Annotated in this window: 29 protein-coding genes; 20 read left to right on the top strand and 9 right to left on the bottom strand. The window is 65.5% G+C overall.

Features of this window, described 5'->3' with window-relative positions; all coding sequences use genetic code 11:
* Positions 1-330: 330 nt before the first annotated feature.
* Positions 331-3,528 carry a disk-shape morphogenesis protein volactin gene (locus NDI89_RS13575; RefSeq protein WP_277522144.1) on the top strand — a complete coding sequence of 1,066 codons (3,198 nt, stop codon included), beginning with the start codon at positions 331-333 and terminating at the stop codon, positions 3,526-3,528.
* Between the two features lie 108 nt (positions 3,529-3,636).
* On the opposite strand, the gene NDI89_RS13570 is transcribed toward NDI89_RS13575, so the two are convergent.
* Complete coding sequence (locus NDI89_RS13570) at positions 3,637-3,768, bottom strand: rubrerythrin-like domain-containing protein (RefSeq protein WP_277522143.1); 132 nt, start codon at positions 3,766-3,768, stop codon at positions 3,637-3,639.
* Between the two features lie 321 nt (positions 3,769-4,089).
* On the opposite strand from NDI89_RS13570, the gene NDI89_RS13565 reads away from it, so the two are divergent.
* From NDI89_RS13565 to NDI89_RS13555, 3 genes are all read left to right on the top strand, one after another.
* Positions 4,090-4,272, top strand: coding sequence for a DUF7501 family protein (locus tag NDI89_RS13565; RefSeq protein ID WP_226006398.1), 183 nt, complete (start codon positions 4,090-4,092; stop codon positions 4,270-4,272).
* A 165-nt stretch (positions 4,273-4,437) separates the two neighbouring features.
* Positions 4,438-5,028 carry a class I SAM-dependent methyltransferase gene (locus tag NDI89_RS13560; protein ID WP_277522142.1) on the top strand — a complete coding sequence of 197 codons (591 nt, stop codon included), beginning with the start codon at positions 4,438-4,440 and terminating at the stop codon, positions 5,026-5,028.
* Positions 5,029-5,147: 119 nt separating this feature from the next.
* Complete coding sequence (locus tag NDI89_RS13555) at positions 5,148-5,288, top strand: rubrerythrin-like domain-containing protein (RefSeq protein ID WP_277522141.1); 141 nt, start codon at positions 5,148-5,150, stop codon at positions 5,286-5,288.
* A 116-nt stretch (positions 5,289-5,404) separates the two neighbouring features.
* On the opposite strand, the gene NDI89_RS13550 is transcribed toward NDI89_RS13555, so the two are convergent.
* Both NDI89_RS13550 and NDI89_RS13545 read right to left on the bottom strand, forming a co-directional pair.
* Entirely contained in the window at positions 5,405-5,875 is a 471-nt protein-coding gene (locus NDI89_RS13550; RefSeq protein ID WP_226006395.1) for a DUF7992 family protein, read from the bottom strand.
* Between the two features lie 121 nt (positions 5,876-5,996).
* Positions 5,997-6,446 (bottom strand): DUF7992 family protein, encoded by a 450-nt coding sequence (locus NDI89_RS13545; protein WP_277522140.1) that lies wholly within the window; start codon positions 6,444-6,446, stop codon positions 5,997-5,999.
* 160 nt (positions 6,447-6,606) lie between these two features.
* On the opposite strand from NDI89_RS13545, the gene NDI89_RS13540 reads away from it, so the two are divergent.
* From NDI89_RS13540 to NDI89_RS13530, 3 genes are all read left to right on the top strand, one after another.
* Positions 6,607-7,014: an SHOCT domain-containing protein gene (locus tag NDI89_RS13540; protein ID WP_277522139.1), complete on the top strand. Its 408-nt coding sequence runs from the start codon at positions 6,607-6,609 to the stop codon at positions 7,012-7,014.
* Positions 7,015-7,106: 92 nt separating this feature from the next.
* Positions 7,107-7,892, top strand: coding sequence for an HAD-IIA family hydrolase (locus NDI89_RS13535; RefSeq protein WP_277522138.1), 786 nt, complete (start codon positions 7,107-7,109; stop codon positions 7,890-7,892).
* 104 nt (positions 7,893-7,996) lie between these two features.
* Positions 7,997-8,224, top strand: coding sequence for a hypothetical protein (locus tag NDI89_RS13530; RefSeq protein WP_226006391.1), 228 nt, complete (start codon positions 7,997-7,999; stop codon positions 8,222-8,224).
* 117 nt (positions 8,225-8,341) lie between these two features.
* Here the strand turns inward: NDI89_RS13530 and NDI89_RS13525 are convergent, their stop codons facing one another.
* A complete protein-coding gene (locus NDI89_RS13525) occupies positions 8,342-8,791 on the bottom strand; it encodes an acyl-CoA thioesterase (protein WP_277522137.1) in 450 nt (149 codons plus the stop codon).
* Between the two features lie 166 nt (positions 8,792-8,957).
* Here NDI89_RS13525 and NDI89_RS13520 point away from each other — a divergent pair, with 166 nt between their 5' ends.
* The 3 genes from NDI89_RS13520 (at position 8,958) to purM (ending at position 12,437) form a co-directional block, all read left to right on the top strand.
* Positions 8,958-10,727 carry a TraB/GumN family protein gene (locus tag NDI89_RS13520; protein WP_277522136.1) on the top strand — a complete coding sequence of 590 codons (1,770 nt, stop codon included), beginning with the start codon at positions 8,958-8,960 and terminating at the stop codon, positions 10,725-10,727.
* Positions 10,724-11,353 (top strand): zinc metalloprotease, encoded by a 630-nt coding sequence (locus tag NDI89_RS13515; protein WP_277522135.1) that lies wholly within the window; start codon positions 10,724-10,726, stop codon positions 11,351-11,353. Before NDI89_RS13520 ends, NDI89_RS13515 begins: the two co-directional genes overlap by 4 nt.
* 82 nt (positions 11,354-11,435) lie before the next feature.
* Positions 11,436-12,437, top strand: coding sequence for a phosphoribosylformylglycinamidine cyclo-ligase (gene purM, locus NDI89_RS13510; protein WP_277522134.1), 1,002 nt, complete (start codon positions 11,436-11,438; stop codon positions 12,435-12,437).
* A gap of 500 nt (positions 12,438-12,937) precedes the next feature.
* Here the strand turns inward: purM and NDI89_RS13505 are convergent, their stop codons facing one another.
* Both NDI89_RS13505 and NDI89_RS13500 read right to left on the bottom strand, forming a co-directional pair.
* The gene (locus NDI89_RS13505) at positions 12,938-13,441 is read right to left on the bottom strand and encodes a macro domain-containing protein (RefSeq protein ID WP_277522133.1); all 504 of its coding nucleotides are present in this window, start codon (positions 13,439-13,441) and stop codon (positions 12,938-12,940) included.
* 70 nt (positions 13,442-13,511) lie between these two features.
* Positions 13,512-13,835, bottom strand: a complete 324-nt coding sequence (locus NDI89_RS13500) for a hypothetical protein (protein WP_277522132.1) — start codon at positions 13,833-13,835, stop codon at positions 13,512-13,514.
* A 254-nt stretch (positions 13,836-14,089) separates the two neighbouring features.
* Here NDI89_RS13500 and NDI89_RS13495 point away from each other — a divergent pair, with 254 nt between their 5' ends.
* A complete protein-coding gene (locus NDI89_RS13495) occupies positions 14,090-14,257 on the top strand; it encodes a hypothetical protein (protein WP_277522131.1) in 168 nt (55 codons plus the stop codon).
* Positions 14,258-14,423: 166 nt separating this feature from the next.
* Here NDI89_RS13495 and dpsA read toward each other — a convergent pair whose 3' ends face one another.
* On the bottom strand, positions 14,424-14,969 hold the full coding sequence (dpsA, locus tag NDI89_RS13490) for a DNA starvation/stationary phase protection protein DpsA (protein WP_277522130.1): 546 nt from the start codon (positions 14,967-14,969) through the stop codon (positions 14,424-14,426).
* A gap of 207 nt (positions 14,970-15,176) precedes the next feature.
* On the opposite strand from dpsA, the gene NDI89_RS13485 reads away from it, so the two are divergent.
* The 7 genes from NDI89_RS13485 to NDI89_RS13455 all read left to right on the top strand — a co-directional run bounded on the left by NDI89_RS13485 (position 15,177) and on the right by NDI89_RS13455 (position 22,579).
* Positions 15,177-16,646 (top strand): aldehyde dehydrogenase family protein, encoded by a 1,470-nt coding sequence (locus NDI89_RS13485; RefSeq protein WP_277522129.1) that lies wholly within the window; start codon positions 15,177-15,179, stop codon positions 16,644-16,646.
* Positions 16,647-16,840: 194 nt separating this feature from the next.
* Positions 16,841-17,797: a carbohydrate kinase family protein gene (locus NDI89_RS13480; protein WP_277522128.1), complete on the top strand. Its 957-nt coding sequence runs from the start codon at positions 16,841-16,843 to the stop codon at positions 17,795-17,797.
* Between the two features lie 102 nt (positions 17,798-17,899).
* Positions 17,900-19,072, top strand: coding sequence for a YhjD/YihY/BrkB family envelope integrity protein (locus NDI89_RS13475; RefSeq protein WP_277522127.1), 1,173 nt, complete (start codon positions 17,900-17,902; stop codon positions 19,070-19,072).
* Between the two features lie 95 nt (positions 19,073-19,167).
* Positions 19,168-19,590, top strand: a complete 423-nt coding sequence (locus tag NDI89_RS13470) for a DUF7988 family protein (RefSeq protein WP_277522126.1) — start codon at positions 19,168-19,170, stop codon at positions 19,588-19,590.
* 186 nt (positions 19,591-19,776) lie between these two features.
* Positions 19,777-20,829, top strand: a complete 1,053-nt coding sequence (locus NDI89_RS13465) for a metal ABC transporter substrate-binding protein (protein WP_277522125.1) — start codon at positions 19,777-19,779, stop codon at positions 20,827-20,829.
* Positions 20,826-21,563 (top strand): metal ABC transporter ATP-binding protein, encoded by a 738-nt coding sequence (locus NDI89_RS13460; protein ID WP_277522124.1) that lies wholly within the window; start codon positions 20,826-20,828, stop codon positions 21,561-21,563. Before NDI89_RS13465 ends, NDI89_RS13460 begins: the two co-directional genes overlap by 4 nt.
* On the top strand, positions 21,563-22,579 hold the full coding sequence (locus tag NDI89_RS13455) for a metal ABC transporter permease (RefSeq protein WP_277522123.1): 1,017 nt from the start codon (positions 21,563-21,565) through the stop codon (positions 22,577-22,579). Before NDI89_RS13460 ends, NDI89_RS13455 begins: the two co-directional genes overlap by 1 nt.
* A 64-nt stretch (positions 22,580-22,643) precedes the next feature.
* Here NDI89_RS13455 and NDI89_RS13450 read toward each other — a convergent pair whose 3' ends face one another.
* Positions 22,644-23,090: a type II toxin-antitoxin system VapC family toxin gene (locus NDI89_RS13450; protein WP_277522122.1), complete on the bottom strand. Its 447-nt coding sequence runs from the start codon at positions 23,088-23,090 to the stop codon at positions 22,644-22,646.
* Positions 23,087-23,434 (bottom strand): helix-turn-helix domain-containing protein, encoded by a 348-nt coding sequence (locus NDI89_RS13445; protein WP_277522121.1) that lies wholly within the window; start codon positions 23,432-23,434, stop codon positions 23,087-23,089. The genes NDI89_RS13450 and NDI89_RS13445 overlap by 4 nt, the downstream gene beginning before the upstream one ends.
* Before the next feature lie 166 nt (positions 23,435-23,600).
* Between NDI89_RS13445 and NDI89_RS13440 the strand changes: the two genes are divergently transcribed.
* Together NDI89_RS13440 and NDI89_RS13435 are read left to right on the top strand one after the other, a co-directional pair.
* Entirely contained in the window at positions 23,601-25,712 is a 2,112-nt protein-coding gene (locus tag NDI89_RS13440) for an acetate--CoA ligase family protein (protein ID WP_277522120.1), read from the top strand.
* Complete coding sequence (locus NDI89_RS13435) at positions 25,709-26,839, top strand: phosphotransacetylase family protein (protein ID WP_277522119.1); 1,131 nt, start codon at positions 25,709-25,711, stop codon at positions 26,837-26,839. The genes NDI89_RS13440 and NDI89_RS13435 overlap by 4 nt, the downstream gene beginning before the upstream one ends.
* Positions 26,840-26,918 lie beyond the last annotated feature (79 nt).

The raw sequence follows: 26,918 nt of genomic DNA, 5'->3' as shown, positions 1-26,918 counted from the left end.
GAAGGATTTTGATCTTCGTATGCCATGATTTACCAATAACGTAGTTACGTGCGGTATATTCCAAATCTGTAATGGGGTAATTAACGAGTCCGTGTTCTCCCAGATAAATATACGATATCAGAGGGGTATGGATAAGAACTCGAGTGAGAAATAATTCTACTCGAACGGGACCGCCGGTCGGGAAGGACGCTCCGGATCGACCCAAGAGGATCGACTCCGGATCGGGAGTCGATCGAAACGGGTGAATGTATTCGAATTACTGAGACCCTGATTTTCACATCTGGTACTGTGGGGGGAACAGCCAATAGGGTCGTTCGAATTTCCGAGGACATGGATTACGGTCTCGATATCGGACCGGAAGCGATCAGGGCCGTCACTGACGCGGGCGACGGCCCGGCGATCGAGTCGGTCCCGCCGGTCGTGCTACCGGTCGACGACGACGCGCTCGATGCAGCCGGACTCTCAGGGGAGGGACGGACGATCAAGGCGGACGGAACCACGTACGCAGTCGGCGGGGACGCCCGAGCGGTTGCGACGGAAACGAACGAAGAGCCGGAACCGCTGTTCGCTGACGGCGTTCTCGCGACTGACGGGGCGGCGTACGCGAAAGCCGCGCTGGATCTGCTCGTCGGAGACGTGATCGAGGACGCGACGGACGGCCGGCTCTGTTATACGACGCCGGGAACGCTCGTGGATACGGCAGCGCCGACCGACAGACACCGCGACACCGTCGAGTCGGTACTGACGACGCGCGGACTCGACGCGACGCCGATCAGCACCGGATTCGCGGTCATTTACGACCTGCTCGAGGCCGACAACTACACCGGTCTCGGGGTCTCCATCGGTTCGCAGACGACGAGTGCCACGCTCGCGTACTACGGCGTGCCGGCACTGACGGTCTCCCTCGCCAAGGGACGAGAGTGGATCGTGGAGCGTGCGGCCGGCGAAACCGGTCACGCGCCGGCACAGGTCGCCGGCGTGCTCGAGGAGTTCGCGCTCGACCCTGACGCTGCGGCGGGCGGGATCGAGAGCGCGCTCGCACAGGCCTACGACGCCCTGATCGGTGAGCTGATCGACGCGATCCGAGCGGAGGCCGACGAGAGCGACGTCCAGCAGGGGCTGTCGGTTCCGATCGCGATCGCCGGCGAGGGCGCGATCGAGGGCGTCGAGTTCCTGATCGGCGGGCGGTTCGACGCGGCACCCCTCCCGTTCTCGGTCCGCGGCGTACGACTGGCCGACGACCCCGCGACGAGCGCTGCCACCGGCGCGCTCGCGGCAGCTCGAGACGACGTCGACGCCTACGACGCGGTCACTTGGTCCGAATCCGACTCCGGCACCGAAATCGACGCTACGCGCGACTCCTCGAGCGCGGACGACACGGTCGACGCGAACGGAGCGACCGAACTCGCGTTCGACGGATCGCCGGCACGCGAGGCGACGACCGACCGCAGCGACGACGCCATCGACCAGTTGTTCGACCGGCTCGCGGACCGCGACGACGAGATCGAGTCCCTCCGGGAGGAGCTCGAGACGCTGATCGAGGAGCTCAAATACGTCGAGGACCGAACGGCTGCGTCCGATGCCGTCGACGAACTCGACGTCCGTCTCGAATCGGTCGCGGACGACCTCGCGAGCCTCGAGAACAAAGCCGAGACGCACGCGAGCGACGACGACGTCGCCAGCCTCGAGAGTGACATCGAGCGCGTCGACGACGAGCTCGACGAGCTGTCGGCGGCGCTCGCGGACCGCGCGGACGATCTCGGGGAGCTCGGCGACGATCTCGCGGCCGTGGAAACCGCCGCAGCCGAGGACCGGGAGCGTTTCGAGGCCGAACTCACCACACTCGACGACGATCTCGAGGCCATCGAGACGACTGCGGCCGACGAGCGGGCAGGTCTCGAGGAGCGACTCGCCGAACTGACGACCGATCTCGAAACCGTTACCGACCGCACCGAAACCGTCGATGCGAATCTCGAGACTCTTCGGGCCGACGTCAACGATCTCGAGACGACCGCGGCAACCGAAGCGGGACTCGAGGCCGTAGACGACCGCGTCTCGCAGCTGGTCGACGATTTCGAGGCCCTCGAGGACGATATCGATCGAACTGGGACGCGTATCGACAGTGTCTCCGAACGGGCCGAAGAGGTGACCACTCGAATCGACGGCGTTTCGGGCCGGCTCGAGGAGCACTCCGAGCGGACCGACGCCCGTTTCGAGACCGTCGAGGCGACGATCGACGAGGAGATTACGGCCGTCGAGGACGAGGTGATTGCCGTTCGAGAGACGGTCGACGACCGGATCGCGACGCTCGAAACCGATGTCGAGACCGTTCGGGAGACGATCGACGACCTCGAGGCGACCGCCGCGGACGTGGAACGGGTCGATGCCGTTCAGGACGACCTGGAAACCCTCGAGAACGCGGTTGCAGATCTCGAAGAGACGGTGTCGGGCGCGTCGGACGCGCTGGAGGACCTCGAAGAGCGGGCCGCCAGTACGGACGCGGTCGACGGACTCGCGGACGACCTCGAGACGGTCGACGAGGACGTCCGGGCGCTCGAATCGGAGCTGGAATCGACCGCGGACGCGCTCGAAACGCAGCTCGAAGAGACGGCCTCGGACGTCGAGGCACGGGTCGCGACGGCGACCGAGGAGCTCGAGGACGATCTCGCGGGGCTCGAGGCGCTGGAGGGAAGCGTCGACGAACTGAACGGCGAACTCGACGTCCGAGTCTCCGACGTTCGAACGACGCTCGACAGCCGGGTAGACGAGGTCCGAACGACGCTCGACGATCGAGTGGACGACACTCGGACGGCTCTCGAGGCGGACATCACCGAACTCGAAGCAGATTTCGAAGACGAAACCGAGTCCCTCGCCGAAACCCTCTCCGAGACCGCGGGGCAAGCCGAGGGTAACGAACAGCGGCTGGCCGACCACGAGGAGCGCTTGGAGGCTATCGAATCGACGGTCGAGCGGCTCGAGGCCGATATCGATAGCGTCAGCGCCGAGCTCGAGTCCGTCACCGATCAGCCCGACGGGACGGCCGACTCGGCCCTGAGCGATGAGGATTTCGCGACGATCCGGGACGAGGTTTCGGCTCTCGAGGAGCGCCTCGACTCGCTGCGATCGGACCACGACGGCTTCGCCAGGAGCATCGGCTCAGTTGCGGACAAATCCGCAGTACAGACGCTCGATCGCGATGTCGATTCGCTGGACGACCGGCTGGGAACGGTCACGGAGCGGCTTTCCGGCCTCGAGCAACGCATCGACGCGGTCGATGCACGGGTCGCCGAGCGCGAGCATACGGAGGGCCAGCGCGACGAGATCGAGGCGATCCGGGCCGACCTCGAGAGTATGGAGGGCGGAACGGCCGCCGAGCCGACGCTTTCGGCCTCGGTCGTCGCCGGTGGCGGAGGTGCGGGCGTCGTCGCCGGAAGTATCGCCGCGCTCACCGGAAACGCCGTGATCGGCGGCGGCGCGGCCGTGGTCGGACTCGTCCTGATCGGTCTGGTAGTCGGACTCGCCCGCTGAGGAGGGGTCGCCGCGAGGAGGAGAGCGAGAAACCCGAGTCGCGGTGCCGGCAATCGGCGGCACCGCTCGAGGGGGTGCGTCTGCTCCGAGGATCGGCGCTGCTTCCGACTAGTCAGCGATCAGCTCGACGTTTCGCATTTCGCCCCCGCACTGCTGACAGGTACTGAGGAGCGCGTCGCCGACCGTTTCCCGCCGGCCACACTGGACGCAAACGTACTCGCGGTGCTCCTCGAGTGGCATGCTATGACATACACAGCATACTGTGTTAACTCTTTCCACGGATACGACCGCGAGGGTCGCGGCGAATCGACGACAAACTCGAGCGGCCCAGCATCGGATTATAAATCGATCTCATTTCTGGTCCCTCCGGGATGAGACAGTGCTTCCGAATTCGTTTCCGATCGAGGAACGGACCATCGGACTCGTCCCGATCCGTCCACCGGTTCGAACGAGCGGTATCGAACCGCCCAGCGTCTCTAATTGGCATTATATGACATACAAATTGTAATAGATCCTAACGGACGAGACTTATATGATAGTTCGTGATAGATTTTGATACCGATGACAGCGAACACGACGAGAGACTGGGTCAACCCGGTCACGTGTCCCTTCTGCGGAGACGAACTCGCATCGCCTGGTGCCGGCTTCGTGGATCACATTCACGACAACGACGACTGTCAGGACGGCTTCGATCACTGGCGGGAGAACATCGCCGGCGACCTCGCCGGCGAATGGGCAGGATAACGGTTCGAGAGAATCGCCGCTCGAGCGGGGGGTTTCGGGTTTTCCCAGCCGATCGACACCGATCGATCGAGTGGCGACCGCGTGTTCGACGGATGCGTCCCGTCGATCACCCTCGGATCATTCGGCGAACACAACGCGGAAGGTGAGAGACCGCCCACTACCGGTATGGGATTTCATACCTATCCGGTCGACCGGGCGGATGCACTCGAGGACCCCGGACGCTACCGGTACTGTTCCCGCGAGGAACTGCTCGCGATGCTCGAGCCGACGGCTGACAGTATCGTGGCGGATCTCGGCTCCGGAACGGGGTTCTACGCGGACGACGTCGCGCCGTTCGTCGACGCGCTGTACGCCGTCGACGTACAGACGGCGATGCACGACCGGTATCGGGAGAAGGGCGTCCCCGACGCCGTCGAGTTCGTCACGGCCGGGATCTCGTCCCTCCCGTTCGACGACGATCAGCTCGACGGCGCGTACTCGACGATGACACACCACGAGTACGCGTCGACCGGAACGGACGACACGGACTCGGAAACGGAGAGCGACGGGGCGCTCGCCGAGCTCGCTCGAGTACTCCGTCCCGGCGGCCGACTGGTGACGGTCGACTGGTCGGCCGACGGCAGCGGGGACGCCGGACCGCCGCTCGAGGAGCGGTTCAGTCTCGCAGACGCGACGAGCCAACTCGAAGACGCGGGGCTCGATATCGAATCGGCCGTCGATCGGCCGGAGACGATCGCGATCGTCGCGACGCGATAACCGCAGAACTGGTGGACGAACGTTCAGAAATTATACGCATTTAGCCGATTAGTATTGTGCAAACGGCCATATAATAGACCCAACACAATACTTTTCCGTGGTATAGTGTATCGCACATCATGGTCTACACCGACCCCTACACGCCCGACCGATCGTACTACGAGTGCCGAGACTGTGGGTACCGGGAAGCGACCGACACCCTCGGGAGCTGTCCGGAGTGTGGCGGCCGTCCCCGGAACCTCGCGGTTCCGCGGGACTGACCGGGAGCGGACGTCGGTAACTGCGCGGGCTCCACTTTCGGGAGAGTCGGCTGATTCCAGCGGCCTGGAGGTACGGAGAGATCGAAACCGAGCGAGACGGAGGTTTAACCCGTCGGTCAGTCGAAATCCGGCAGGTCCTCCGGCGGTTCGTACTGGGCCTCCCAGTCGACGTACTCCTCTTTGAGCGTGACCGAGACGATCTGCCCGAACTCGGTGAGTTCGGCGTTGATCGAGGAGACCGTCCCCCAGGTGTCGAGTTCGGGGTGGTACTCCCGCGCCTGCCAATCCTCCGGGATTCCGGGCGCGTGGTATCCGACGCGGTCGGCGAAATCGTCCCAGAAGAAATCGAAGCCCGCGAAGAGATCGAGATCGCGGGCGATCTCGTACTCGCGCTCCTCGAGATCGGTGTCGGCCCGCCACTCGTCGAACGCTTCCTCCCAGGCGCCTTCTTCGAGGAACCCCTGAAGCTCTTCGCGGCGGTAATCGATCTCCTCGGCACTGTCGGCGCTGATAGTGGCGTCGTCGTACTCGTTCGGATCGACGAACTCCAGTTCCGGCGGCTCGGGGGGGTCGACTGCGAGTGTCATAGCCGGTCGTAGGTCGGGTTCCCGGATAAGAATTCCCACCACGGGGTGATCGTCACCGGGTGCGCCCGGCTGACGGTGAGCGCGTTCACTCGAGCGAGCGCTCGGTACCCCGCTCGTGGCGTCACTCCCACGTGTACCCGAACTCCTCTCCGTCGCGGTGGATGTAGTCGGTTTCGAGCACTTCGCTCACGATCAATCCGAGCGAGTCGAGTTCCTCCGCGATGTCCTCGACGTCGTGCTCGTCGAGGTCGTCTCGAGCGGCGACGGAATCCGCGGGAACCGTCGGCGCACGATAGCCGACGTCCTCGGCGGATTGATTCCAGTAGAAGTCGAACTCGTCGATCAGGCCGAGTTCGACGACGACCCGGAACTCCCCTTCGGTCATGTACGTCTCTTTGGCCCACTCGTCGAAGGCGTCCTCCCAGGCACCCGCCTCGAGAAAGTCGGCCAGCGCTTCGCGCCGAACGGTGTCTCCCGTCCGCTCGTCGGGTTCGTCCACGGCATCGAAGTCGCCGACGTTCCGTGATCCGTGAAGCGTCGGCGGGTCCGGAATCTCGACATCGAGGGTCATGGTCACCCGTTCGGTCGGCAGCGGTATGGTGTTTTCCCAGCGACGGGTTTTCCGCGATCTGACCGCACCGGTTTCGTCGATACTCCGCGACGGAGCACTGCCAGTCGTCTCGGTTCCGCGGTCCCCCACAGTTATTTCAGCCGGCCCACAACTAGCGCACATGGCCACCGGGAACACCGGCGGACGGGAGTACTCCCTCGTCGAGCTGTTCGCGATCAAGTTCGTCCTGGCCGACGTGCTGATCATCGCGTTGCTGCTGTTAGCCGGTCCGGTGTACGCGATCGCAGCCACTGCCCTGATCGTGATCGGCGGACTCGGGCTGTGGTATCTCGCCGGACGGACTGGCGGCGACGAGTCGCCCGATCCCGGCCCGGATCGCGCGCTCGAGGATCCCGAGACGACCGCCAGCGAGACCGATCCCGTGACGACGTTACAGGAGCGATACGCCGCCGGCGAACTGTCGGAAGCGGAGTTCGAGGCGAAGCTGGATCGACTGATCGAGTCGAACGAGCGGGCCGATTCCGCGGGCGTCGAAACCGACGACCTCTCCCTCGAGCGCCGAGGGTAACCCGGACCCGCCGCTCTCACCGACTCCGAGCCGCTCCGCGGGTCGATGGCGCATCCAAACACTCAATCGCCGGCCGGCCGTACCGTCGGGCGATGACCCACTACGAGGCGGTGATCCTCGACGTCGACGGCACGATCGTCCGGGGAGAGGAGCTACTGCCGGGCGCGACCGACGGCCTGCGCGCGCTCGAGGCGGCGGGCTGTTCGCGGCTGCTCTTCTCGAACAACCCCACGCGCGGGGCCGATCACTACGGCGAGAAGCTCGCGCCCCACGGAATCGACGTCGACCCCGGCACCGTCCTCACCTCGGCGACCGTCTCGGCGGAGTACCTCGCGGCGACCCATCCCGGCGAGGCGGTCTACCTCGTCGGCGGCGAGCGACTCGAGGCGATCCTCGAGGACGCGGCCGTCGAGTTGACGAGCGATCCCGACGCGGCAGCGGTCGTCCTCGGCTCGTTCGACAGCGACTTCTCCTTTGGCACGCTCTGGGAGTCGCTACGGGCGCTCGAGGGCGACGTGCCCTTCTACGGCACCGACCCGGACGCGACGATCCCGATCGACGACGGCGAGATTCCCGGCACGGGGGCGATCCTCGCCGCGATGGAGACCGTCGCGGGCCGCGAGGCGGACGCGATCCTCGGCAAACCGTCCTCGATCGCTGCGGCGGCGGCGATGGGGCGGTTGAACGTCGACCCGCGGAACGTCCTGGTCGTCGGCGACCGACTCAACACCGACATCGAACTCGGCAATCGAGCGGGCATGGAAACCGCGCTCGTCCTCACCGGCGTCACCGATCGCGCGGATCTCGCGGCCGTCGATCCCGACAGCGAGCCCGACCACGTCCTCGAGTCGCTCGCCGCCGTCGAGACGCTGCTGTGAGGAGTCGACTGCGATCGGACGGACGATACGGCAGGGCGGTCGCCGAGCGATTTGCCGCGGACTCGAGAGGTATACTTATCCGTCACAGTCACCAAGGACGATACATGAGAGAACGTATCTCAGCAGTGCTCCTCCGAGCACGATACGCGGCGCTCGGCGCGGGAATCGGCGCGGCGATCGGCGGACTGTTCAGCCGCAACGCGGCCAGTACCGGCGGCGCGATCGGCGGACTCGTCGGCGCGACCGTCGCCGACACCCGCGGCACCGTCGACGCTCTGCTCGAGGACGTCAAAGAGCGCGATCCGCGCTCCGAGACGAGCGACGCGGAATAACAGCGGAATACTCCCCGTCTCACGGCGAGCTCGTCGCCGGATCACTTCCGTACCCGGACGCGGGACCGTCGGCAAATCGGAGCAGCCGCTCCTGCGGCGACACCTCTTTCGAGCCGGTCAGTCGGCTCTCCCCATGTCGTCCTCGAGGGCCTCCCGTCGAAGCCGCTCGCCCTCGTCGGTGCTGACCGTCAACTCGGGGACCGTCGTCGGCGTATTGTTTTCGTCGATGGCGACGTAGACGAAGTACGACTCCGTCGTCCGTTCGCGCTCGCGAGTCCGGAGGTTCTCGCGCTCGGTGATCAGCCTGACCTTCACGCTCGAGGTACCGGCGTCGTAGACGTAGGCGGTGATGTAGGCCGTGTCACCGACGGGAATCGGCCGCTCGAAGTTCATCTGGTTGACTCTGGCGGTGACGCACATCTCGCCGGAGAACCGCATGGCGCTCATCGCCCCCACCTCGTCCATCCACTTCATTACGTTTCCGCCGTGAGCGACGTCGAGGGTGTTGGCGTGGTTCGGCTGAACCATCTCCCGGTTCTCGACTACCGTCTCGCGAAGGTCCGTCATTGATCCGTGTTTTTCGACGGCGGGGATTAGTCTTGCTTTCACCGCACTGTCGGAATCGGCTCGGTCCGCGTGACGGTTCGATCGGTTCGACGGGACGACCGTGCGGATATTTTGCACTCCTTCGCGGTCCGATACTGGTAAAAGTCGCCGCCGAGTTGAGCCAGTAATGAGCGATGCAGGCGAGGCAGACGTGCCGGAGCCGCCAGCACCACCCGACCGCGAGCGCGGGTCCGTGGAGGTTCTCGGGACGGCACACGTCTCGCAAGCGAGCGTCGACGAAGTTCGTGAAACGATCGACCGAGAGGATCCCGACGTCGTCGCCGTCGAACTCGACGAAGGGCGGTACCGCCAGATGCAGGGCGGCACGCCCGACGACATCGAAGCGGAGGACCTCCTCTCGGGCAACACCGTCTTCCAGTTTCTGGCCTACTGGATGCTGTCGTACGTCCAGTCCCGGCTCGGCGAACAGTTCGACATCGAACCCGGTGCCGACATGCGAGCCGCAATCGAGGCCGCCGAAGCGAACGGGAACGGCGTCGCCCTCGTCGACCGCGACATTCAGGTGACGATCCAGCGGTTCTGGAGCCGCCTCTCGTTCACCGAGAAGCTGAAGATGGTCGGCGGCCTCGCGCTCGGGATCACGGACCCGCGAACGATCGGACTGACGTTCGGCGCCATCGGCGGTGCGTTCCTCGGATTCATCGTCGCCGCGTTTCTGGCCCCACTCTTCGGGTTCGGAGACGTGTTGCTGGTCGGCATCACCGACCCGACGACGTTACAGTACATCGGCGGCGGCGCGCTCGGAGCGCTCGTCGGTGCGTTCGTCGGACTCCTCTTTCTCCCGCCGCTCGACTCGGCCGGAGAATACACCGGTGACTATCTCTCCGGGTTCTCCGTGCGGGTTCTCGCGGGGGTCGTTCTGGGAACCGCGGGCTGTCTCGCACTGGTGGCGACCGGAACGTTCGTCGGCCCGTTCTCGACCGGGACCGTCGAGAGCGCCGGGGTCTACGCGGTTCGCGGGACGGCCGGGATACTGGCCGGCCTCGGCGTCGGCGTCACCCTCGGTGCCGTCCTCGGACTCGGGCTCGACGCCCTCAGCGCCGACGTCGACGAGATCGACGAGATCGACATCGAGGAGATGACCGACGGCAACGTCGTCGACGCCATGATGGAGGAGTTCCGGCAGTTCAGCCCCCGCGGCGCGAACGCGCTGATCGACGAACGCGACGCCTACATCGCGAACAACCTCCACGACCTCCGCGAGCAGGGGTACGACGTTCTCGCCGTCGTCGGTGCCGGCCACAAAACCGGCATCGAACGCCACCTGCAGAACCCCGAGGGGATTCCCACGCTCGAGTCGCTGTCCGGAACCGCCTCGAGTCGCCGGTTCTCGCCGATGAAGATCGTCGGCTACCTGATCATGGTCGGGTTCCTCGGATTTTTCTTCCTGTTGATCATGGCCGGAGTCAGGAACACGTTCCTGCTGAAGCTGTTCGCGGCCTGGTTCCTGTTCAACGGGATCTTCGCGTTCACGCTGGCGCGGCTGGCCGGCGCGCGCTGGACCAGCGCGGGCGTCGGCGGCGCGGTCGCCTGGCTGACGAGCATCAATCCGCTGCTCGCGCCGGGCTGGTTCGCCGGCTACGTCGAGCTCAAGCACCGCCCGGTCAACGTCCGGGACATCCAGACGCTCAACGAGATCGTCGGCGACACGGAGCGGCCGCTGGGTGAGGCCGTCGAAGACATGTTCAACGTCCCGCTGTTCCGACTCATCATGATCGTCGCGCTCACGAACATCGGAAGCATGATCGCAACGGGCCTGTTCCCGTTCGTCGTGCTGCCGTGGCTCGCACCCGACGTCGGCGGCGTCGACGCACTCATGGGGCTGTTGCTGGAAGGTGCACGGAACAGCCTCGAGCTGATTCGGGGGTTCCTATGAGCTATCGCACGGAGCGGAACTCCGATCGGAATCTGACGTTCAGCAACACGGAACTGCGCGATCTCGCCATCGCGTGGATCACGCTCAGCGTCGCGTTCGCCCTGTTGTTCGAGCCGGTTCACCGCGGTGGTGACGTCGGCACGTTCGTCACGATGGTCGGGTTGAGTTTCGTGACCGTCGGCGTCGGCTTCCTCCTCCACGAGATCGCACACAAGGTGGTCGCGATCGAACACGGGCAGATCGCCGAGTTCCGAGCCGACTATCAGATGCTCTTCCTGGCGATCATGGGCGCGCTCGTCGGCTTCCTCTTCGCCGCACCGGGTGCCGTCTACCACCGCGGACGGGTGAGTCCGCGCGAAAACGGGCTGATAGCACTTGCTGGACCGGTCACGAACCTCTTGCTCGCCCTGCTCTTCCTCCCGTTGATGATCGCACCCGGACTCCTCGGCGAGATCGGCCAGATGGGCATCTGGATTAACCTCTTCCTGGCCGCGTTCAACATGATTCCCTTCGGCCCGCTGGACGGGAAATCCGTCCTCGAGTGGCACAAGGGGATCTTCGCGCTCGTCTTCGTTCCGAGCGTCCTGCTCGCTGGATTCGTTATCTTCCGCGTCGGACTGTTCTGACGCACCGACAAAGCTGTCTTTCGATGGCATCGCCCTTCGACGGACCGGTGACCTTTTGCTCGCGCCGGGAGGTCGTTCGAGTATGACCGATAGCGATGACGAGGGAAGCGATGCGGAGTCGGATGGACTCACCTACGCCGACACCGGCGTCGATATCGACGCCAGCGAGGATGCGACGGCGGCGCTGCTCGAGGCCTTCGGCAGCGACCTGACGACCGAGTACGCCGGCCTGCTCGACATCGGCGACCGGTATCTCGCGCTGGCGACCGACGGCGTCGGGACGAAACTGCTCGTCGCCGAAGCGATCGGCGACTTCTCGACGATCGGGATCGACTGCATCGCGATGAACGTCAACGACCTCGTCGCGGCGGGCGTCGAGCCGGTCGCGTTCGTCGACTACCTCGCGATCGACGAGCCCGACGAGGAGCTGACGAACCAGATCGGCGAAGGGCTCGCGGTGGGGCTCGAGCGGGCCGATCTGACCATGCTCGGCGGCGAGACGGCGGTCATGCCCGAGGTCGTGAAAGGGTTCGATCTCGCGGGGACGTGTGCCGGCCTCGCCGGAAAAGACGAGATATTCGATGGCGAAGCGCAGGTCGGCGACGCGCTCGTCGGCTTCCCCTCCAATGGCATCCACTCGAACGGGCTGACGCTCGCCCGCGAAGCCGTCACCCGCGAACACGACTACACCGACGCGTTCCCGCCGAACCCGGAGCGAACGATCGGGGAGGAGTTACTGCGGCCCACGCGGATCTATACGGACCTGCTCGAGCCGATGCGCGACCACGAGGTCCACGCGGCGGCCCACGTTACCGGTGGCGGCTGGACGAACCTGCTTCGAATGGGCGACCACGAGTACGTCGTCGACGATCCGTGTCCGGCCCAGCCGGTCTTCGAGTTCGTCCAGACCGAAGGAAACGTGACCGACGACGAGATGCACCGAACGTTCAACGTGGGAACCGGGTTCGTCGTCGCGCTCCCCGACGATCGTGCCGAAGAACTGGCTGGAAAAACGGACGGGCAAGTTATCGGCCACGTTGCCGACGGTGATTCTGTCGAGATTCGCGGTCTGTCGCTGTCCTGACACCGTTCGATACCCGTCCGCCTCACTCTAGAAGTTGCGGCTGACTGCGTAGGGGCCGTTCGATCCGTCCCGAGCCATCCACGGACCGATAGTGTAACGATGTGTATTAACGAAAGTAGTATGTTAGCATATGCCATATTAGTTCGATAGCGGCGATGCATCGAACGAAAGAGCCAGAACGGGTTGTCGAAGGGGACCCATGAGAGGGGTTCGCTGTCCGAACTGTACGGGAAGTGCCGGAACCGAAGTCGGTGGTGAACTGCTGGGACCGGAGGTGAAGCGAACGTTCGAATGTGAGAGTTGCGGCCATACGTGGGAGACGGTAGTCTGAACGGACCGTGACGAACGGCTTCGACCTCACGGACCGGTCACGAGGAGAGGCGCTTGACGGTACCTGTCGCCCTACCACGACACGTGCCACCAGTTATGAGGCGTCGGACCGACCGAAATCGACCACGTAGCCGGGCTGATCCGACAGTTTTTCTCCCGCCCGGTTCCGATCACTCGGTTTTGCCGGTCGCCGCTCGAATCACGTCGTACTCGTCGCCGCTGTAGGCGATGAACCGGACGTCCTCGAGCGACTCCGATTCATAGTCCTCGAGTTCCGACCCGATGAGCTCGGCACCGGTCGCGAGGTCGAACCCGGCGACGCCACACCCCAGCGCCGGAATCACGAGCGACCGGCAGCCGAGCTCGTCGGCCCGCTCGAGGGCGTTTCGGGTCGCATTGTTGATGCTTTCGGCGGTGGCTTCGCCGTCGCCGTAATGGGGCATCGCGGCCGCGTGAATGACGTACTGGGCGTCCAGATCGTAGGCGCCGGTGACGGCGACCTCGCCGAGGTCAACCGGCCCCTTCTCCATCGCCTCCTCGTTGATTTCTTCGCCCGCACTCCGGCGGAGCGCACCGGCCACACCGGATCCCATCCGGAGGCTCGTCCCGGCAGCGTTGACGAGCGCGTCGGCCGACTGTGCGGCGATGTCCCCCCGAACGACGTCGTACTCCATACGCGGGGGTTCCGGACGGAGCTCAATGAAACTGGTCCCAGTGACCTGACTCGCTCCGCACGAGTGGTGCCTAGTCCGTTCGAACCCAGTCGTCTCGCGTCGGCTCGGCGCCGATATCGGCAGTCGCGAGGCCGTAAAACTTCTCGCGGCCGACCGGCGTCCGCAGTCGCAGAACACGGGTGTAGTCGGTTACCTCGAACGCTGTCACCGTTCGGGTGGACCGTCGATGAGCGAACCGAAAGAGACGGCGCGCGTCAGCTTCGACGGTGACGCGATTGCCGAGCGGCCAGCTCAGCGACTCGACGCGCCCGAGGTCGACGTCGAACAGGTGAGCGATCAGATTCCGTCCGCGCCGACCCGGTGTTCCGTGTGACCGGTTCTCGTATGAACGCATGTCCGGATCGTTTCGCCGAGCCCCGAAAAAAGATACTATCTCCGCGTGGGACTCTCTCGCAGAGCGACCGGCGTATTCGAACGAGGATTGAGACGAGATACCGTCTCCGCCGTTGTGGCGCGCAGTTAGCCGGAATCGGTGTCGACAGTGGTTCGCGAACGCCGTCGATTCCGGTCGTTCGGTAACCCGTGCCGATCCCAGGATCTTAGGCCGACCAAAACCTTTTTAGATTTAGGCCCGCCTAACTCAGCGTGATGGACGTACCCGCCCGAAGGGAGGACCCCGAACTCGACGAGGAACGCGAGGAGCCGGCGGCGGTCGTGACGAGTCACGAAACCCGCCCCGGAAAGATCGTCTTTACCGAACGGAACAACTGCGACGGTTGGATTGCAACGGATCTCGCCGTCGATCTCGAGCCCTGACCTCGTCGTCGCTCGGGACGAGCGGTTCTTGATCTCGTATCGACTTCGAACGACGACTGACCGCGGCATCGAAAAAGCGGTCCTCGCTGCTCGGCCCTCTGTCTCCGGTTCTCGTCGACGGACTACCGGCGCGTTCGACTTCCCGCGCCAGTTGCTCCGGGAGCGCTTAGTGAGTCGCGTCCTCGAGCACCAGCGTGTCGTCCTCGAGGTAGTGCTCGAAGTGGTGCCCGTCTTCCTCGAGCGTCACGAGGATTTCGCGCAGGATCTCGGCGGTCGCGTGGTCGCCGAGGTTTTCGGCGAGTTCGATGCTGTCGCGCATCGACTCGATGATGTCTCCGTAGATCTCGAGGTCGTTTTCGAACATCGTACGGACGTCGTAGACGTCCTCACCCTCGAACTCGACGGTCGCGCGTTCTTCCTGGTTCGACGGTCCCGACACCGGGACGCCGCCCAGTGCCTGCGCGCGCTCGGCGATGACGTCTGCACCCTCCTCGACGTGTTCGTACGCCTCCTCGAGGAACTCGTGGAGCGGCAGGAACTCGGCCCCTTCGACGACCCAGTGGTGTTTCTTCAGCTGGTGGTAGAGCACGTACGAGTTCGCGAGCTCCGTGTTCAGCGCGTCGACGACCTGCTCGGCCTTGTCCTGCTCGAGGCGAAGCGCGTTCTCCTCGACGCTGTCTGCCGATTGCCGGATTGTCTTTTGAGCGCTCATCGTAGTAGATACGTACGCGCGCTCAACACTTAAAGATTGCCCATGAAAAAACATTTTTTCTGTAGTAGCAAACCTTTGTTTCGCTTCGTCCACATCTATTTGGCATCGAATCGCACTGAAGGTGTTGCTGAACGGCATTATCAATCGTGTGTTTTGTTTTTTCAGCCCTGAGTAAACATTTTCAGTGTGGGGATTCAACGGGCACGTATGGCAACCAGAGTCGCACAACGACGGGAGCGAATATACGTCGACGGCGAGTGGCTCGAGACCGAGGGCGTGATCTCGGTATCCGACCTCGCCGAGGGGGGGACCTTCGCAACAGTCGCCGCCGCGAGCCCGGCGGAGGCTCGAAGCGCATTGAGCGCGGCCCACGAGATCAAACCCGAGCTACGGGAGACGACGGTCGTCGAGCGCGCACAGTGGTGTGAGACGATCGCCGATGACCTCCGCGAGCGCGAGGAGGAACTCGCGGAGGTCATCGTCCGCGAAGCGGGCAAACCGATCTCGTCGGCCCGCGGGGAAGTCGATCAGGCGGCCGAGCGATTCGATCGGGCGGCGGAGGAAGCGCGCAACATCGTCAGCAAGGGCGAGTACCGCGAGGGATCCACGGCGGGCCACGAGGGCTGGCAGGCGATCGTCAAGCACGAACCCATCGGTGCCGTCCTCTGTATCACGCCCTACAATTACCCGCTCGCGACGACGGCCCTGCAGGTCGCACCCGCGCTCGCGGCCGGCAACAGCGTCCTGCTGAAGCCGGCGAGCAAGACGCCCATCTCGGCGGCGATCCTCGCCGACGTCATCGCCGACGTCGACGGGATTCCGGACGGCGCGTTCAACTTCGTTCCCGGCGAGGCGAGCGAGATCGGCGACGTCCTCTCCGGCGACGACCGAATCAACGCGATCGCCATGACCGGCTCCTCGGGCGCTGGGAAGCACGTCGCCAGCGAAAGCGGCATGGTCAACCTGCACATGGAACTCGGCGGCAACGCGCCGGCGGTCGTCTTCGACGACGCCGACATCACCGACGTCGCGGAGAACTGCGTCAAGGGCTCGTTCAAGTACGCCGGCCAGCGCTGCTCGGCCGTCTCCCGCGTCCTCGCTCAGGAGTCGGTCCACGACGAGGTCGTCGACACGATCGAGGGCCAGATGGACGCCTGGAACGCCGGCGACCTCTTCGACGAGGACACCGCCTTCGGCCCGCTCATCAGCGAGGATCAGGCCGACTGGGTCGAGGAACTCGTCGACGACGCCGTCGAGAAGGGCGCGGAGATCGTCCGCGGCGGAAAACGGCGCGCACCGGAAGGCGTCCCCGACGAACTCGCCGACCAGTTCTTCGAACCGACGCTGCTCGCGAACGTCCCGCAGGACGCCCGCATCGTCGACGAGGAACAGTTCGGCCCCATCGCCGCCGTCACCACCTTCGAGGACGAGGCCGAAGCGCTCGAGATCGCGAACGGCTCCGACCTCGCGCTCGACGCGGCCGTCTTTACCGCGGACTACAAGCGCGCGATGCGGATGGCCGAGCGCATCGACGCCGGTGCGGTCCGGATCAACGGCGCACCGAGCCACGGGATGGGCGACATCCCCTTCGGCGGAAACAAGGATTCGGGGATCGGCCGCGAAGGGCTCGACGCCTCGATCCACGCGATGATGCGCAAGAAGAGCATCGTTCTGTAGGACAGCAACTCGACGTCGGAGCTTCCGACGGTTTTCTCTCCCCTCCCAGTGTTCGGTTCCGGAGATCCGTTTTCGAAACGAGACTGATCTTCTAGCAACGACCGCCTCGGTTCCGTCAACCGAACCGGGATGGAACGGCCCGGTGACGGTCTGCCGTCGACAGAACTACTGGCATCGACGGGGGAGGATTCGGTATGCCCCACGACGTACTCGTCGCCGGCGAAACGCTGATCGACTGCATTCCCGAGCGACCGGGGCCGCTCGAGGACGTTGCGGGCTTCGAGCGCCGACCCGGCGGTGCGCCGGCGAACGTCGCCGTCGCGCTCGCGCGACTCGACGAGCCGCCGCTGTTCTGGACCCGCGTCGGCGAGGACCCGTTCGGTCGATACCTCGAGCGGACGCTCGCCGATCGCGGGCTTTCCGAGGAGTTCGTCGAACGTGACCCCGATGCGAAGACCTCGCTCGCCTTCGTCACGCACGACGAGACCGGCGACCGCGAGTTCACCTTCTATCGCGACGGCACCGCCGATACGCGCCTCGAGCCCGGCCGAATCGATGACGAGACGCTTTCCGACTGCGAGTGGGTCCATACCGGCGGCGTGACGCTCGCGAGCGGGTCGTCACGCGACGCGACGCTGGATCTGCTCGAGCGAGCAGCGGCCGCCGACTGCACGGCGTCCTTCGATCCGAACCTGCGGCCCGAGCTGTGGCCGGACACGGAGACGTTCGCGAGCGTCGTTCGCGACGCGCTCGCGCACGCGGACGTCTGTGTCGCGACGGTCGAGGAACTCGAGGTCCTCGGGTTCGCGGGCGAAACGCCGACCGCGGTCGCAAACGCGGCAGTCGAGCGCGGGCCGATCCACACCGTCCTCGTGACGCGGGGAGAGGAGGGTGCCATCGCAGTTGCAGACGACGGCGCGTCGTGGGGCGGGGCGACGGTCGACCATCCCGGATTCGCCGTCGATACGGTCGATACGACGGGGGCCGGCGACGCTTTCGTCGGCGGCGCGATTTCCGCCCTGCGCGCCGGCCGATCGCTCGAGGGAGCAGTTGCCTTCGCGAACGCGGTCGCCGCGACGGCGACCACCGCACCGGGGGCGATGACGGCGCTGCCGACTCGCGACGCGGTGGCCCCGTTGCTCGAGGAGTAACGGTCGACGGCCGACTCACCGGACCGAAATCGGGGACGCGGCGATACGCGCCACGTGGTTGCAAGCCGGGGCGCTATCCGGGATTGTGACGGACGGGACGGTATGGGTACCACCGTTCGCGGCGCGCTCCCGTTCGCGAAGTCGGTCGTGACGGGTATTCAGGAGAAGAACGTGACGTTCATGGCGGCGAGCATCGCGTATCAGGCCTTCATTTCGTTGATTCCGCTGCTCGTGCTCGTCTTCTTTCTCGTCTCGTTCCTCGGGAACGAGGGGCTCGCCACGCAGGTGTCGGCGGCGACCGAGGGGTTCCTCCCCGAGAGCGGGCAGATCATCCTCGAGGACGGGATCGAGGGTTCGACCGGGAGCGCGGGAACGTCGGTCATCGGGCTCCTCGTCCTCCTGTGGGGGTCGCTGAAGATCTTCCGGGGGCTGGACACCGCGTTCTCCGAGATCTACGCGTCGACCGAGGACAACTCGCTGGTCGACCAGTTGCGCGACGGGATCGTCGTCTTCGGGACCATCGGCGTCGCGCTCGTGGCGGCCGGGGCGACCAGTATCGTCTTCGCGTTCTTCCCGAACAGTCTCCTCATCGGCCTGTTGAACCCGATACTGCTCGTGGTCGGGTTGACGATCGCCTTCCTGCCGATGTACTATTACTTCCCCGACGTCGACGTCTCGGTCCGGGAGGTGCTGCCGGGCGTCGTCGTCGCCGCCGTCGGCTGGGCGGCCCTCCAGTCGCTCTTTCAGGTCTACGTCGCCATCTCGAGCAGTTCCGAGTCGGCGGGGCCGATCGGCGCGATCCTCCTCCTGTTGACCTGGCTGTACTTCGGCGGGCTGATCCTGCTCGTCGGCGGCGTCGTCAACGCCACCCGCTCGGGCCACATCGATATCGAGCCCGATGCGGAGGGCGACGAAAGCGAGTCGCTCGAGGGCATTCACGAGGACCCGGAACGCGTCCCCTTCGTCGATTCCGGGCAGCGTGAACGCGAACGCCTCGAGGAGCGACTCGTGAGGCTCCGGCGGGAGCGCGATCAACTGCGAAACGACCGCGAGGCCCAACGATCGCGGCGCTACCGGCTCGAGGACCGCGTCGACGACCTCGCGGAGCGAGTCGATCGACTCGAGACGGAAAATCGCGAGCTCGAGGACGAAAACGAGCGACTCCGTCGTCGAATCGATTCACAGCGGGGATCGTCGTGGCGACGGCGGGCGCGCGGCGTACTGGCGCGGCTTCGGACGCTGAACGTTTTCGTCGTCGATAATCGGCGCGAGTGACGGCCGGAGGCGACACCGCGGCCCGTCGACCGACGGGAGAGCCGTTCGAGATCGAAGTCGAGGTTTCTTAGTGCGTTCCCGTCCCACTGGAGTCCGTGTCCCATCCAGCCCGGGCCGCCCGGCGTCGAATTCAGTCGGAACACGTGTCGATCGTCGACGGGATCGGCGCCTGTGCCGACGCGGTCGCCGATCCCTGGGATACCTCCCGAACGACCGATCGCGAGGTCGTCGTCGACGGTCTCGATCGAATCCTCGGCGAGACCGGGATCCTCGAGGCGCTCCCGGCGGTGCTCGCCGATGCGATCGACGCGACGGGGTACGATCTTCAGGCACCCCCCGTCCCGCGGCCGCCCTACGTCGTCGTGACGAGTCGCGGTCCGGTTCTCCGTGCGACGATCGATCCCGGTCGACTCGTGATCCGATTCGATGCGTTCGACGTCGTTCGCAATTCCGTCCCCGATCGTCGGCCCGCTTACCGCCGACGCGACGGAATCGGAGTCGCGGTTTCGCTCGAGTGACCAGTCCGCGTGCGATCGGAAAAACGGTCGGTCACGGCCGAACCGACGGGGAGCGTCGATTCCGATAATAACTCGTCTCGCTATATCGACGAATGTTATTAACAAAGAGGAACCTCAACGACCGTAGTTAATAAAATGCTCCCATAGGATAACAACTCTTATACTGCGATAGGGCTAGTGTCGAATATGGACTTCACACGACGCGCGCTGGTGAAAACGGGTGCCGGCGCGGTCGCGACTGGCGCCCTCGCCGGTTGCCTCGACGACGTCGGCGGGGCCAGCGCGGGATTCGAGGACGGGTACGCCGCCTTCTTTACCCTGTGGGACTGGGCCGAGCAGGTCAGCGGCGACGCGGTCGACTTCGAAAACCCCGTGGGAACTGGTGAAGCAGGACACGGCTGGTCGCCCGGCGGTGACCTCACCCGAGAGATCGCCAGTTCCGGGGCGTTCGTCTACCTCGATACGGCCGAGTTTTCCTGGGCCCAGGATATCGCGGCGACGCTCGAGGCGGACTACGACTCCGTCACCGTGATCGACGGTCTCGCGGGTCTCGAGGACGAGCTGCTCGGCTGGGATCACGAGGTCGATGCCGGCGGCCACGACGATCACAACGAGTCGCACGACGACCACGGAGACGACAACGAATCGCACGACGAATCAGACGAGGGCGGTCACGACCACGACGAAACCTCGATCGATCCCCACGTCTGGCTCGACCCCGTGCTCGCTCAGGACGTCGTCACCACTATCGCGACCGGCCTCGCCGACGCCGATCCGGACAACGCCGAAACCTACGAGGACAACGCCGCGGAGTACGTCGCCGGACTCGAGGACCTCGACCGGCAGTTCGAAGACCTGATCGACGCGGCCGACCGGCGAGTCGCCGTCTTCGCCGGCCACGATTCGTTCACCTACCTGCAGGATCGATACGGGTTCGATCTGCACACGCCCGTCGGCGTCTCCGCGCAGGATCAGGCCACCACCGAGGACATGGCCGCAACGATCGACCTCATCGACGAGGAGGGAATCGAGACCGTCCTCTACAACCCGTTCAAGGCGACCGACGGATCGTATCAGATGGTGGAGAACATCCTCGAGGGGAGCAACGCCACCGACGCGATGCCGATCACGCACCTGTCCGGGACGCTCGGGCAGTGGCAGGAGAAGGGATGGGGGTACCGCGACCAAATGGAAGAAATAAACCTGCCCGCGTTCAGAGAGGTACTAGACGCACAGTGACCGTCGTCGAACTCGAGAACGTTTCGTTCGCCTACGGCGAGCAGCCGGCCGTCCGCGACGTCTCGCTGACGGTCGAGGAGGGCGACTTCCTCGGCTTGATCGGCCCGAACGGCTCGGGGAAGACGACCCTCTTGCATCTCATGCTCGGACTTCGCAGTCCCGACAGCGGTTCGATCGAGCTCTTCGGCGAGCCCGTCGCCGCGTTCGACGACGGCGAGCGGATCGGCTACGTCTCTCAACAGGCGACGAGCGGCGGCGGCTCGATGCCGGTTACCGTCCGCGAGGCCGTCACCATGGGCCGATTCGCCCACGCGGGCCACGGACGACTCTCCGACGCGGACCGCGGGGCCGTCGACGACGCCCTCGAGACGGTCGGTATCACAGAACTGGCCGACCGACAGGTCAACGAGCTCTCGGGCGGCCAGCGCCAGCGGGCCTACATCGCACGTGCGCTCGCCTCCGAGGCCGATCTGCTGGCCCTCGACGAGCCGACCGTCGGCGTCGACGCCGAGTCCCGCGACGCGTTCTACCAGTTGCTCGAGTCGCTCAACGACTCGGGAATCACGATCATCCTGATCGAACACGACATCGGCGTCGTCACGGACCGTGCGAACCGAATCGCCTGTATCAACACGGAACTCTACCATCACGGCGACACGGAATCGTTCGTCGAAAGCGATGCCCTGACCGAGGCCTACGGCGCGACGGGCCAGGTCGTCCATCACCACCACTGATGAGCGGGTCCAGATCACTCCGACGACGGCTCGAGCTGGCCGGTATCGGTCTGACCGCGATCCTCGCGATCGCGATGGTCGGCTTACTGGTAGTCGACGCGCTGCGGTCCTCCCCCGTCGTCGGAGGTATGTACGACCAGGCTCGGATCGCGGGTCGGTTGCTGGACGTGGCCCTCGGGACGAACGTGTTCTCCCATCCGTTCATCTGGCGGTCGGTCGCGACGGGAATTCTCATCGGGATCGTCGCACCGCTGGTCGGGACATACCTCGTCCACCGCGAGATGGCCCTGATCGGTGAAACGCTGGCGCACACGGCGTTCGCCGGGGTCGCGATCGGCCTCCTCGTGAACGCGATAACCGGCTGGGACGGGCCGCTGATGGTCGTCGCACTGGTCGTGGGCGTCCTCGGTGCTCTCGGCGTTCAGTGGCTGATCGAGCGGACCGACACGTACGGCGACGTGCCGATCGCGATCATGCTAACCGGCAGTTTCGCGATCGGGACGCTCATCATCAGTCTGGACCGAACGACCGGAATCGACGTCAGGGACTACCTCTTCGGGAACATCTCCGTCGTCACCCCCTCGGGGGCGCAGCTGATGGCCGTCATCAGCGTCCTCGTCGTCGTCACCGTCGTCGCGACCTACAAGCAACTGCTCTTCATCACGTTCGACGAGCAAGCGGCCCGCGTCGCGCGGCTCAACGTCACCTGGTACAACACGCTGTTGATCGTGATGACCGCCGTCGTCGTCGTCGGCGCGATCCAGATCCTCGGCGTGATCCTCGTCGCCGCGATGCTCGTCGTCCCGGTCGCGACGGCCACGCAGCTCGCCCACAGCTTCCGGGAAACGCTGTACCTGTCGATCCTGTTCGGACAGATCGCAGTCATCGGCGGCTTCGCCTTCTCGATCTCGCAGGGCCTCCCCACCGGCGGCTCGATCGTCGTCGTCGCCATCGCCTGTTACCTGCTCGCGGTGCTGGCCTCGAGCCGATCGACGGCGGCGATCTCGACGCACTGATCGCGGTCACTGAGGACGCGCGAGCCAGTCACCGCTGGGCCGACGAAACGCCACCGATCTCCGGTTACAGACTGTCGTCTTCGGGGATCAACGCGAATGCGAGCGTCCGGAAGTCGCTGTCGAACGCGAACACGTGGTCGACGTCGCGCTCCGCGGCGAGGACGGCGGTCGTATGGTCGACGAAGGAGATCTGCTGGTCGTCGTACTCGACGAACTGGTCGGCGGTCACCGCGAACGCGGATTCATCGACGGAGAGAACGACGAAGCTCTCGGACTCGCGGATCGACGTCAACGTCCGGGCGGCGACGTCGTGGCCGCACTTGTACAGCAACAGCGTGGCCAGTTCCGAGAGGACGAACTGCGAGGTGTACAGCGGACGGTACGGTAGCTTCCCCGAGCGGATCGCTTCGAAGGTCTCTACGGCTGTCTCGTGGTGCTTGTCGTCGCGGTCGGCTCGAGCGTAGAACGCGCCGGTGTCGACGAACAACGGTGTCGCACCTGCGCCGCTCATTGTCCGTAGAGGATCTCGTCGACGCTCTCGGAGACGTCGCGCTCGCCGGACGCGCCGGGTTGCAGGTCCCAGAACGGGTCGTCGGGATCGACCGGGGCGCCGTTATCCGGGTCATGGTCTACTATCCACCACACGACTCGTCCGGCTGTCTTCCGGCTTGCGACTCGGCCCTCGTCCTCGAGTGCGCGCAGTTTCCGCCGCGCCGTCTCGCGGGAACACTCGCAGGCCTCGGCGACGTCACCGGAGGTGACGACCGGTCCGTCGACCAACTCGAACACACCGAGGACGTCCGCCGCCGTAACGGTCTCGGTGTATCGACCGCTCTCCTCGCGTTTCCGAGACATACGTTTGTATTCGGACCGGGGCAACATATTCGTGTTGGTGTACGCCACGAGGTATAGCACAATTCCCGGAAAACGCCCTCGGAACGCCGAGCCACAGGCACTGTTCGCTCCCGATTCGCTGGAACATGCCACACCCTTAACACCCTACTCCGCCAACCCTCGAGCGATGGGACGGTTATCCGCACTCTTCGACCCCGAGAGCGTCGCCGTGGTCGGCGCGACCGACCGCGAGGGCGCCGTCGGACGGGCGATTCTCGAGAACCTGCGGGACGGGTTCGCCGGCGAGATCGTCCCGATCAACCCCTCGCGCGAGGAGGTGCTCGGGCTCGAGTGTTATTCGGACGCGAAGAGCGCACCGCCGATCGATCTGGCGGTGGTCGTCGTACCGCCCGATATCGTCATCGAATCGATCCGAGACCTCGCCGAGGCGGGAACTGAGGACGTCGTCGTCATCACCGCCGGGTTCTCCGAGACGGGGAGCGAGGGGGCCGAGCGCGAAGGGCAGCTCCGCGAGCTCGCGGCGGAGCACGGCCTCAACGTGGTCGGCCCGAACAGCCTCGGTATCATGGCCACGGCCGTCGGCATGAATGCCACGTTCGGCCCCGAGGACGCCCTCGAGGGGTCGATCTCCTTCATGAGCCAGTCGGGGGCGTTCATCACGGCCGTCCTCGACTGGGCCAACGAGCAGGGGATCGGCTTCCGGGACGTCGTCTCGCTGGGGAACAAGACGGTGCTGGACGAGACGGACTTCGTCCGCGAGTGGGGCGACGACCCGGACACCGACGTCGTCATCGGCTACCTCGAGGACATCGACGACGGGCGGGGATTCATCGAGGCCGCCCGCGAGGTCACGGACGATACCCCGATCGTGCTCGTCAAGTCCGGTCGGACGGACGCCGGCGCGCAGGCGGCCTCGTCGCATACCGGCGCGATCGCGGGCAGTGAACGGGCCTACGAGGCCGGGCTCGAACAGGCCGGCGTCATCCGCGCCCGCTCGGTACAGGAACTGTTCGACTACGCGCGGGCGCTCGCGGGCCTGCCGGAACCCGAATCGGACGGGGTCGCCGTCGTCACCAACGCGGGCGGTCCCGGCGTCCTCACGACCGATGCCGTCGGCGATTCGACCCTCGAGATGGCCGGCTTCACCGATGAGACGATCGCGGCGCTGGGCGACGCGATGCCCGACGAGGCCAACGTCTACAATCCGATCGACGCGATCGGCGACGCCGACGTCGAGCGCTTCGGCGAGGCCCTCGAGATCGCACTCGCGGATCCGAACGTCGGGAGCGCGGTCGTCGTCGCCGCGCCGACCGCGGTGCTGTCCTACGACGACCTCGCCGAGACGGTGATCGAGGAGCTCGAGGCACACGAGACGCCGGTCGTCACCTGCTTCATGGGCGGCAAACGGGCTCGCGAGGCCGAGGAGACGCTGCGCGAGTCGGGGGTCCCGAACTACTTCGACCCCTCGCGAGCGGTCTCCGGACTCGACGCGCTCGCACGCTTCCGAGACGTTCGCGAACGGTCGGTCGACGAGCCCGAACGGTTCGACGTCGACCGAGAGCGTGCACGCGAGGTCCTCGAGCGCGCTCGCGGACGGACCGACAACCGCCTCGGCGTCGAGTCGATGGAGCTTCTCGATGCCTACGGAATCCCGACGCCGCAGGGCGAGATCGTCGACGATCCCGACCGCGCTCGCGAGGTCGCCGAGGAAATCGAGGGCGACGTCGTCATGAAGATCGTCAGTCCCGACATCTCCCACAAGTCCGACATCGGTGGCGTCAAAGTCGGTGTGCCCGACGAGGACGTTTACGACGCCTACGAAGACGTCGTCTCTCGGGCGCGTAACTACCAGCCCGACGCGACCATCATCGGCGTCCAGATCCAGGAGCTGCTCGATCTCGAGGCGTCGACCGAGACCATCGTCGGGATGAACCGCGACCCGCAGTTCGGGCCGCTGTTGCTGTTCGGACTCGGCGGGATCTTCGTCGAAATTCTCGAGGACACGTCCGTTCGAGTGGCCCCGATCGGGGACGACGAGGCCCGCGAGATGGTCGACGAAATCAAGGCCGCGCCGCTGTTGCGCGGTGCCCGCGGTCGCGAGCCCGCGGACGTCGAGGGGGTCGTCGAGACGATCCAGCGGCTCTCGCAGCTGGCGACTGATTTCCCGTCGATCCTCGAACTCGATATCAACCCGCTCGTGGCGGGCCCGGACGGCGTACAGGCGATCGATCTGCGACTCACCGTCGATGCGGACGAACTCGATACGAAGGACCAATGACCGACCCAGAACCCGACTCCACCGACACTGGTACCGACACTGACAGCGACGTCACGTCCGGCGACACCGCCGTCGAGACGCTCCTCGTCAGTTCGCTCGAGGAGAGCACCGGCAAAACCGCGATCACGCTGGCGCTGGCCCGGCTCGCGGCGGCCGAGGGCGACAGCGTCGGCTACATGAAACCGAAGGGGACCCGTCTGCAGAGCAACGTCGGAAAGACCCTCGACGAGGATCCGCTGCTCGCCCGCGACCTGCTCGATCTCGAGGCCGAGATGCACGACTTAGAGCCCGTCGTCTACTCGCCGACGTTCATCGAGCAGGCGATTCGGGGCCGCGAGGATCCCGCGGAGCTCCGCGAGCGCGTCGCGGAGGCGTTCGATACGCTCGCGGCCGGTCACGACCGGATGTTCGTCGAGGGCGGCGGGAGATACGACGTCGGTGGCATCGTCGACCTCGCGGACGCCGACATCGCGGAGTTGCTTGACGCCCGCGTCTTACTGGTCGCACCGTACGAGATCCCGGCGGACGTCGACGACGTGCTCGCCGCAGCGGACGCGTTCGGCGACCGACTCGCCGGCGTCGTCTTCAACGACGTCCCCGACGCGGCCTACGATCAGCTCGAGACGGACGTCGTCCCGTTCCTCGAGGGGCACGGCATTCCGGTCCACGGCGTCCTCCCGAGCGAACGGGACCTCTCCGGCGTCACCGTCGCCGAACTCGCGGACGAACTCGGGGCGGCGACGCTCGTCGAGGAGGGGCAGGACGGCTACGTCGAGCGCTTTACCGTCGGTGCGATGGGGCCCGACAGCGCCCTGCGACACTTCCGGCGCACGAAAGACGCCGCCGTCATCACGGGCGGCGACCGGGCCGAGATCCACACCGCTGCGCTCGAGGCACCCGGCGTCCGCTGTCTCATCCTCACCGGCGGTCACCGGCCCTCCGGTGCGATCGTGGGGCAGGCGAGCGAAAAGGGCGTCCCGATCCTGTCGGTTCAGACGGACACGCTCACCACCGTCGAGCGCGCGGAGGATATCGTCCGCAGCGGGCGCACTCGAGACGCCGATACCGTCGACCGGATGGAACGGCTGTTGGCCGATCACGCGGCCGTCGACGCGATTCTGGGATAGGCCTCGAGTGGGAGGTATTCGCGTCGAGTTTGCACCGGTGACTGTCACGTCTGACCAAGAATTAAGAGTCCACCACGCG

This window comes from Natrinema salsiterrestre, from assembly GCF_029502005.1.
GTDB classification, from domain to species: domain Archaea; phylum Halobacteriota; class Halobacteria; order Halobacteriales; family Natrialbaceae; genus Natrinema; species Natrinema salsiterrestre.
The sequence above is the reverse complement of the archived record's forward strand: the minus strand, read 5'-3'. Positions and strand labels throughout refer to the sequence as shown.

What these genes read in the sequence shown, in the direction of transcription:
- NDI89_RS13575 (WP_277522144.1), top strand. Translation starts at nt 331, where the DNA reads ATGGATTACGGTCTCGATATCGGACCGGAAGCGATCAGGGCCGTCACT.
- NDI89_RS13570 (WP_277522143.1), bottom strand. Translation starts at nt 3,768, where the DNA reads ATGCCACTCGAGGAGCACCGCGAGTACGTTTGCGTCCAGTGTGGCCGG.
- NDI89_RS13565 (WP_226006398.1), top strand. Translation starts at nt 4,090, where the DNA reads ATGACAGCGAACACGACGAGAGACTGGGTCAACCCGGTCACGTGTCCC.
- NDI89_RS13560 (WP_277522142.1), top strand. Translation starts at nt 4,438, where the DNA reads ATGGGATTTCATACCTATCCGGTCGACCGGGCGGATGCACTCGAGGAC.
- NDI89_RS13555 (WP_277522141.1), top strand. Translation starts at nt 5,148, where the DNA reads ATGGTCTACACCGACCCCTACACGCCCGACCGATCGTACTACGAGTGC.
- NDI89_RS13550 (WP_226006395.1), bottom strand. Translation starts at nt 5,875, where the DNA reads ATGACACTCGCAGTCGACCCCCCCGAGCCGCCGGAACTGGAGTTCGTC.
- NDI89_RS13545 (WP_277522140.1), bottom strand. Translation starts at nt 6,446, where the DNA reads ATGACCCTCGATGTCGAGATTCCGGACCCGCCGACGCTTCACGGATCA.
- NDI89_RS13540 (WP_277522139.1), top strand. Translation starts at nt 6,607, where the DNA reads ATGGCCACCGGGAACACCGGCGGACGGGAGTACTCCCTCGTCGAGCTG.
- NDI89_RS13535 (WP_277522138.1), top strand. Translation starts at nt 7,107, where the DNA reads ATGACCCACTACGAGGCGGTGATCCTCGACGTCGACGGCACGATCGTC.
- NDI89_RS13530 (WP_226006391.1), top strand. Translation starts at nt 7,997, where the DNA reads ATGAGAGAACGTATCTCAGCAGTGCTCCTCCGAGCACGATACGCGGCG.
- NDI89_RS13525 (WP_277522137.1), bottom strand. Translation starts at nt 8,791, where the DNA reads ATGACGGACCTTCGCGAGACGGTAGTCGAGAACCGGGAGATGGTTCAG.
- NDI89_RS13520 (WP_277522136.1), top strand. Translation starts at nt 8,958, where the DNA reads ATGAGCGATGCAGGCGAGGCAGACGTGCCGGAGCCGCCAGCACCACCC.
- NDI89_RS13515 (WP_277522135.1), top strand. Translation starts at nt 10,724, where the DNA reads ATGAGCTATCGCACGGAGCGGAACTCCGATCGGAATCTGACGTTCAGC.
- purM (WP_277522134.1), top strand. Translation starts at nt 11,436, where the DNA reads ATGACCGATAGCGATGACGAGGGAAGCGATGCGGAGTCGGATGGACTC.
- NDI89_RS13505 (WP_277522133.1), bottom strand. Translation starts at nt 13,441, where the DNA reads ATGGAGTACGACGTCGTTCGGGGGGACATCGCCGCACAGTCGGCCGAC.
- NDI89_RS13500 (WP_277522132.1), bottom strand. Translation starts at nt 13,835, where the DNA reads ATGCGTTCATACGAGAACCGGTCACACGGAACACCGGGTCGGCGCGGA.
- NDI89_RS13495 (WP_277522131.1), top strand. Translation starts at nt 14,090, where the DNA reads ATGGACGTACCCGCCCGAAGGGAGGACCCCGAACTCGACGAGGAACGC.
- dpsA (WP_277522130.1), bottom strand. Translation starts at nt 14,969, where the DNA reads ATGAGCGCTCAAAAGACAATCCGGCAATCGGCAGACAGCGTCGAGGAG.
- NDI89_RS13485 (WP_277522129.1), top strand. Translation starts at nt 15,177, where the DNA reads ATGGCAACCAGAGTCGCACAACGACGGGAGCGAATATACGTCGACGGC.
- NDI89_RS13480 (WP_277522128.1), top strand. Translation starts at nt 16,841, where the DNA reads ATGCCCCACGACGTACTCGTCGCCGGCGAAACGCTGATCGACTGCATT.
- NDI89_RS13475 (WP_277522127.1), top strand. Translation starts at nt 17,900, where the DNA reads ATGGGTACCACCGTTCGCGGCGCGCTCCCGTTCGCGAAGTCGGTCGTG.
- NDI89_RS13465 (WP_277522125.1), top strand. Translation starts at nt 19,777, where the DNA reads ATGGACTTCACACGACGCGCGCTGGTGAAAACGGGTGCCGGCGCGGTC.
- NDI89_RS13455 (WP_277522123.1), top strand. Translation starts at nt 21,563, where the DNA reads ATGAGCGGGTCCAGATCACTCCGACGACGGCTCGAGCTGGCCGGTATC.
- NDI89_RS13450 (WP_277522122.1), bottom strand. Translation starts at nt 23,090, where the DNA reads ATGAGCGGCGCAGGTGCGACACCGTTGTTCGTCGACACCGGCGCGTTC.
- NDI89_RS13445 (WP_277522121.1), bottom strand. Translation starts at nt 23,434, where the DNA reads ATGTCTCGGAAACGCGAGGAGAGCGGTCGATACACCGAGACCGTTACG.
- NDI89_RS13440 (WP_277522120.1), top strand. Translation starts at nt 23,601, where the DNA reads ATGGGACGGTTATCCGCACTCTTCGACCCCGAGAGCGTCGCCGTGGTC.
- NDI89_RS13435 (WP_277522119.1), top strand. Translation starts at nt 25,709, where the DNA reads ATGACCGACCCAGAACCCGACTCCACCGACACTGGTACCGACACTGAC.